Annotated in this window: 4 protein-coding genes and 1 pseudogene; all 5 read right to left on the bottom strand. The window is 62.0% G+C overall.

The annotated features are described in order from the left end of the window. Positions 1–721: 721 nt before the first annotated feature. Positions 722–1,243, bottom strand: a pseudogene (locus QZ638_RS21940) (branched-chain amino acid ABC transporter permease); the annotation flags it as partial. 164 nt (positions 1,244–1,407) lie between these two features. Then, positions 1,408–2,544 carry an ABC transporter substrate-binding protein gene (locus QZ638_RS21935; RefSeq protein WP_295814555.1) on the bottom strand — a complete coding sequence of 379 codons (1,137 nt, stop codon included), beginning with the start codon at positions 2,542–2,544 and terminating at the stop codon, positions 1,408–1,410. A 67-nt stretch (positions 2,545–2,611) separates the two neighbouring features. Next, positions 2,612–3,445 carry a tryptophan 2,3-dioxygenase gene (gene kynA / locus QZ638_RS21930; protein WP_295814552.1) on the bottom strand — a complete coding sequence of 278 codons (834 nt, stop codon included), beginning with the start codon at positions 3,443–3,445 and terminating at the stop codon, positions 2,612–2,614. A 2-nt stretch (positions 3,446–3,447) separates the two neighbouring features. After that, positions 3,448–5,067, bottom strand: a complete 1,620-nt coding sequence (locus QZ638_RS21925) for an AMP-binding protein (RefSeq protein WP_295814549.1) — start codon at positions 5,065–5,067, stop codon at positions 3,448–3,450. 10 nt (positions 5,068–5,077) lie between these two features. Continuing rightward, a complete protein-coding gene (locus QZ638_RS21920; RefSeq protein WP_366936274.1) occupies positions 5,078–5,821 on the bottom strand; it encodes an acyl-CoA dehydrogenase family protein in 744 nt (247 codons plus the stop codon). Between the last annotated feature and the right edge of the window lie 314 nt (positions 5,822–6,135).

The raw sequence follows: 6,135 nt of genomic DNA, 5'->3' as shown, positions 1-6,135 counted from the left end.
CTTCGGGCGCGATGCCGCCGAGATTCCTCAGCACGCGGCTGATGGTATCGACCCTCTCCTTCTCACCTTCGCGAAGCGCCACGAGCGTGTCCGGACCGTGGGTCAACCGTTCCTGGAACAGCAGCGAAGTATCGAGCGAATTGAAGTCGAAACCGATGAAGGCAAGACGGCGCGCGTTCGCCAGTCCCGCCTGCAGGGAAGCCTTCAGTTGGCGATCCTCGGAAAACTCGCCGGCGGTGCGAATCCCCTCGGCAACCTTGAACAGGGCCTTCGGATTGTCCGCGCCCCATTCAGCCTCCTCATCGGACCCGGTCTGCCATTCGAGCCGGCCCGCACGGCCGTAGGGGTGCACGACCTTCAGCTTCTCCGCGCACAGGTCCTGCGCTTCGGTGATCGGCATGCCGAAACCGGAATGGAGCACCCACGGCATGTAATGCTCGATGGAACGATCGCAGTTGAAATTGACGATATGCAGGTTGTCGAAACAGTGCTCTACGCGGGAGCGGGAGCCCCCGTCCACCACCATGTAACCGAGCTGGAACAGCCAGTTTTCGGACCCGCGGAATGGCATGTCGCCCGGATCGCGCGGTTCTGCCTCCATCGCGGACTGGCGCTCTGCCTGCAGGGTGAAATGCGCAATGGCCAGCTTGCCCGCGGCCTTCACGTGCTTGTCCTCCCCGTGCTGCTGCAACAGCGCGTGGATCGAACTGGAAAGACGAGAGCCGGCGCGGATGCGCATGCCGAGCCGCGTCTTGCCGATCAGGAGATAGAGCCCCACGGCGACCGCGATGCCGACGCCGATCACGGCGAGCCGGTAGATGGGATATTGCGCGCCGCCGGGCAGATGCACGGCGCCTGAAAGAAGCTGCGGAATGTCGAGATAGAGCGGAAAGGAGCCGAACACCCAGCGCGTGCCCTCGGAGAAAATGAGAATCAGCGCGAAGGTGGCCAACACCTGGTCGAGATGGTCGCGTTCATAGAGCCGTCTGATGACGAGGATTTCGACGAGCGCGCCAGCGGCAGCCGCGGCGGCCAGGCTGGCGGCGAGGCCGAGCCAGAAGGAGCCGGTGGCAGCGGCCACGGCCGCGCAGGCGAATGCGCCGACCATGAAGAGCGACCCATGCGCGAGATTGATGAGCCCCATGACGCCGAAGATCAGCGTCAGGCCGGCAGCCATAAGGAACAGCATCACGCCGAACTGCAGGCCGTTCAGGATCTGCTCTATGAATAGTGTGAGGGACACGGGGTTCGCCGTCTGGTTTTAGGGTCGATTGTTGTGTGGGCGTCACCCTCTCCCTGTTCACGAGAAGAGGGTGAGGGGCAGCGTCATGATCCGCGCATCCTGGCGCCTGCCCCTCGTCCGCCTGTCGGCAATTTCTCCCCGCTCGCGGGGAGAAATAGGCTGTTTTACATCTTGCACTCGGCCGCGTAGGCATCCTTGTGATCGGTGAACGCGGTGGCAACGATCTTGTTGGTCAGCGTGTCGCCGTCCTTCACCACTTCGCGGACATAGAAATCCTGGATCGGATGATTGTTGGTGTTGAACGAGAATTTGCCGCGAACCGAATCGAAATCCGCTTCCTTAAGCGCCGCGCGAAAGGCTTCCTTGTCTTTCACACTCGCCTTTTCGGCGGTCGAGAGGATCAGATTCGCGGTGTCATATGCCTGCGCGGCGTAGACGGAGGGCAGGCGGCCATAGGCTTCCTTGAAGCCCTCGACGAAGGTCTTGTTGGCCTCGTTGTCGAGGTCATAGGCCCAGGAAGCGGCGTTCTTTACACCAAGCGCGGCATCGCCGATGGCCGGCAACACGTCCTGGCTGAACGAGAACGCCGGTCCCATCAAGGGGATATCCACGCCCGACTGGGCATATTGCTTGGTGAAGGCCACGCCCATGCCGCCGGGCAGGAAGATGAACACCGAATCCGCGCCCGAAGCGCGAATCTGGGCGATCTCGGCCGCGTAGTCCGTCTGTCCCAGCTTGGTATAGACCTCGCCGGCCAGCTCTCCCTTGTAGAAGCGCTTGAAACCGGTCAGCGAATCCTTTCCGGCCGGATAGTTGGGGGCCATGATGAAGGTCTTTTTGAAGTCCTTGTTGGCGGCTTCACCCATCGCTTCGTGGAAATTGTCGTTCTGGTAGGCGACGTTGAAATAGTTGGGGCTGCACCCTGAGCCGGCCAGTGCCGAAGGGCCGGCATTGACCGACAGATAGATCACGTCCTGTGCGGTTGCCGAAGGCACGACGGCCATGGCCAGGTTCGACCAGATGATACCGGTCATCAGGTCTACCTTGTCGCTCTGGATCATCTTGTCGGCGATCTGCACGGCCAGTTCGGGCTTGCGTGCGTCGTCCTCGGTGACAATTTCGATCTCATCGTTACCGGATTGCTCGATCGCCAGCATGAAGCCGTCACGCGCATCGATGCCGAGACCGGCACCGCCGCCGGACAGCGTGGTGATCATGCCGATCTTGACCGGCTCGGCGACGGCATTGCCGACCACACTGGCCGACAGGGCGAAGAGGCATGCTGCAAGTCGTTTTCTCATAAAAAGTCTCCCAATGGTTCCCGTTTTATTTGTTGCCGCAAATTTCGGCTTTGTCACCCGCCCGGGGCTACATGTCCGTGCGAACCCGCCAAAGTTCGGGGAATAGTTCCACATCCAGCATTTTGCGCAAATAGGAAACGCCGGAAGTGCCGCCCGTACCGCGCTTCAGCCCTATGATCCGTTCGACAGTTGTTACATGGTTGAAACGCCAGCGGCGGAAATAGTCTTCAAAGTCGATCAGTTTTTCGGCGAGCTCGTAGAGCGCCCAATGCTCGTCGGGGTCGGCATAGACCGCCTTCCATGCCGACTGTACCCGCTCGTTCGCTGTGCGACGCTCGCGCCAGCTCGTGCGTGCGGCGTCCGCCCCGATGTCGAAACCGTTGCGCGCCAGAAGCCGCAGCGCCTCGTCATAGAGGCTCGGCTCGGCCAGAATGTCTTCCAGACGCTCGGTGATCTCCGGCAGGTCCGAATGCGGCTTGAGCATCGCCAAATTTCTATTGCCGGCTAAAAACTCGATGGAACGATATTGCCAGGACTGAAAGCCCGATGACTGGCCGAGCGCGTCGCGGAACGTTGAGTACTCGCTCGGCGTCATGGTGCGCAGCACATCCCAGGCGCTGTTCAATTGCTCGAAGATGCGCGCCACGCGAGTCAGCATTTTGAAGGCCGGGCGCAGCCGATCTTCGGCAATGGCGGCGCGGGCGGAGCGGATCTCGGCAATGGCGAGTTTCATCCAGAGTTCCGAGGTTTGGTGCTGTATGATGAACAGCAACTCGTCGCGCGCCCTGGACAACGGCTCCTGAGCATCGAGAATTTTTTCCAGATGCAGATAGTCGCTGTACGACATGGGCGGTTTTATATCCGCCGCCTTGTCGTCATCTAACTCCGGCCGGTCACCCATGATCAGCCTTTCTTCCGCAGACGGAAGCGCTGGATCTTGCCCGTTTCGGTCTTCGGCAGGGCGTCGAGGAACTTGACGGACCGAGGATATTTGTAAGGTGCGATTGCCGCCTTCACATGATCCTGCAGACGCTTCACGGTCATCTCGTCGCGGGCGACGCCCTCGGCCAGGACCACATGCGCTTCCACGATTTGCCCGCGTTCCTCGCTCGGTGCGCCGATAACGGCGCATTCCACGACTTCAATGTGGGCGAGGAGTGCCGCTTCCACTTCCGGCCCGGCAATGTTGTAGCCGGCGGAGACGATCATGTCGTCGGAGCGGGCGGCGAAATGGAAGTGGCCGTCTTCATCCTGATAGAAGGAATCGCCGGTGAGGTTCCAGCCGTCGCGCACATACTCCTTCTGCCGCTCGTCGGCGAGATAGCGGCAGCCGGTCGGGCCGCGCACGGCCAGACGCCCGGTTTCGCCGCGCGGCAACTCGTTCATCTCTTCGTCGACTATCCGTGCTTCATAGCCGCCCACGGGGCGGCCAGTGGTTGCCGGGTGCCGATCGTCGAACCGGTTGGAGATGAAGATGTGCAACATCTCGGTGGCGCCGATGCCGTCCAGGATCGGTTTGCCCGTCTTCTCCGTCCACGCTTCAAAGACCGGGCCCGGCAAGGTCTCGCCGGCGGAAACGGCAACGCGCAGCGAGGAAAGATCCGCGCCCTCGTCCATCGCCGCCATCATGGCGCGGTAGGCGGTGGGCGCGGTGAAGCTGACCGTGGCTCGGTACTTCTCGATGATTTCGACCATGTTGGGCGGGGTGGCGCTTTCGAGCAGCGTTGCCGTGGCGCCGAAACGCAGAGGGAAGATCGCCAACCCGCCAAGACCGAAGGTAAAGGCCAGCGGCGGCGAGCCCACGAACACGTCGTCCGGCGTGACCTGAAGCACTTCTTTCGCATAGGCGTCTGCAATGATGAGCAGGTCGCGGTGGAAATGCATGGTCGCCTTGGGCGTGCCGGTGGTGCCGGAGGTGAAACCGAGAAGCGCGACATCGTCGCGACCGGTCCTGACCGCTTCGAATTGGACCGGCTTGTCGAGCGCGATGCGGTCGAGTTCGGCATCGAAATTTGCCGTTCCGTCGAAGCCGACAACCTTCTTGAGAAACTTGCTTTCCTTGGAGCAGGCGACCAGCTCATCCTTGATGCGTGTGTCGCAAAGGGCGAGCCCGATTTCGGCCTTGTCGACGATCTTGGCGAGCTCGCCGGCACGCAGCATCGGCATGGTGTTGATGACCACCGCGCCCGCTTTGGTGGCGGCCAACCAGCAGGCGACCATGGCCGGATTGTTGGCCGAACGGATCAGGATGCGGTTACCGGGCTTGACGCCGTAGTCCTCCACCAGCGCGTGCGCGAGGCGGCTCGTCCAGTCGGCCAGTTCCTTATAGGTACGGCGGCGGCCATTGCCGATCAGCGCCACACGGTCGCCGAAACCGCGCTCGACCATCCGGTCGGTCAATTCGACGCCGGCATTCAAATAGTCGGGATACTCGAAGTCATCGAGCAGGAACTTCGGCCATTGATCTTCCGGCGGCAGGTTGTCCCGCGCGAATGTGTCTATGTGACCTGTCGGTCCGAGCATGTGTTCACCCTCATTTTGTTTGCCGTGCGATGACGACTTTCTGGACGTCTGATGCGCCCTCATAGATGCGGAGCGCCCTTATCTCCCGGTAAAGACTTTCCACGATATGCCCACGGCGCACACCGTCGCCGCCATGAATCTGCACCGCCTTGTCGATCACTTCCTGTGCCCGGTCGGTGGCGAAAAGTTTCGCCATCGCTGCCTCGCGGGTAACGCGCGGCGCGCCCATGTCCTTGGTCCATGCAGCGCGGTAGACGAGGAGCGCGGCGGCATCGACATGGAGCGCCATGTCCGCGATGTGGCCCTGTACCATTTGCAGGTCGAAGAGCGGGGCGCCGAAGAGTTCGCGGTTGCCGGCACGGTCAAGCGTTTCGTCCAGTGCCCGGCGCGCGAAGCCGAGCGCGGCAGCGCCGACCGTGGAACGGAACACGTCGAGCACCGACATGGCGATCTTGAAGCCGTCGCCCGACTTGCCGATCAGGGCGGAAGCGGGCACGCGCACATCGCTGAAAGCGAGCCTTGCCAGTGGATGCGGTGCGATCACGTCGAGCCGTTCGGCCACCTCCAGCCCCGGCGTGTCCGCGGGAACGAGGAAAGCCGAGATGCCCTTGGCGCCGGGTGCCTCGCCGGTGCGGGCGAACACGGTATAGAGATCGGCGATGCCGCCATTGGAAATCCAGGTCTTCTCGCCCGAAAGCACGTAATGCTCGCGGATGGCGTCGTACGTCTCCTCGAGCACCTGGAACTCCGGCATGGTGCTCAGGCGCGTCGAGGCGGTAGCGCCATCGGATGAGTCGAACGACGTGCCAATCGCAATGCCGAAGCCAGTCGACACCGCGACGAGCATGATGAGCGCAATGGTGCGCGCCACCCGGGCCGCGCCAGCCAGGCGACGTGCGGGAACCCGGGCCAAACCTTCGGTTGAGGACATGATGACTCCTGAGAAGAGCAAGCGCGTTGGTGCCAGTACGGGAGCGAACCACATGAGCTGTTGGCACGCCACTCAGGATATCCGCTACGCAGACTCCGTGCCAACCGCTCTTTATGGTTACCTCGTTCTGGTCAGTA

Source organism: uncultured Nitratireductor sp. (assembly GCF_913053745.1).
Lineage (GTDB): Bacteria > Pseudomonadota > Alphaproteobacteria > Rhizobiales > Rhizobiaceae > Nitratireductor.
This window is presented reverse-complemented; position numbering and strand designations above follow the sequence as displayed.

What these genes read in the sequence shown, in the direction of transcription:
- QZ638_RS21920 (WP_366936274.1), bottom strand. Translation starts at nt 5,821, where the DNA reads ATGCCGGAGTTCCAGGTGCTCGAGGAGACGTACGACGCCATCCGCGAG.
- QZ638_RS21925 (WP_295814549.1), bottom strand. Translation starts at nt 5,067, where the DNA reads ATGCTCGGACCGACAGGTCACATAGACACATTCGCGCGGGACAACCTG.
- kynA (WP_295814552.1), bottom strand. Translation starts at nt 3,445, where the DNA reads ATGGGTGACCGGCCGGAGTTAGATGACGACAAGGCGGCGGATATAAAA.
- QZ638_RS21935 (WP_295814555.1), bottom strand. Translation starts at nt 2,544, where the DNA reads ATGAGAAAACGACTTGCAGCATGCCTCTTCGCCCTGTCGGCCAGTGTG.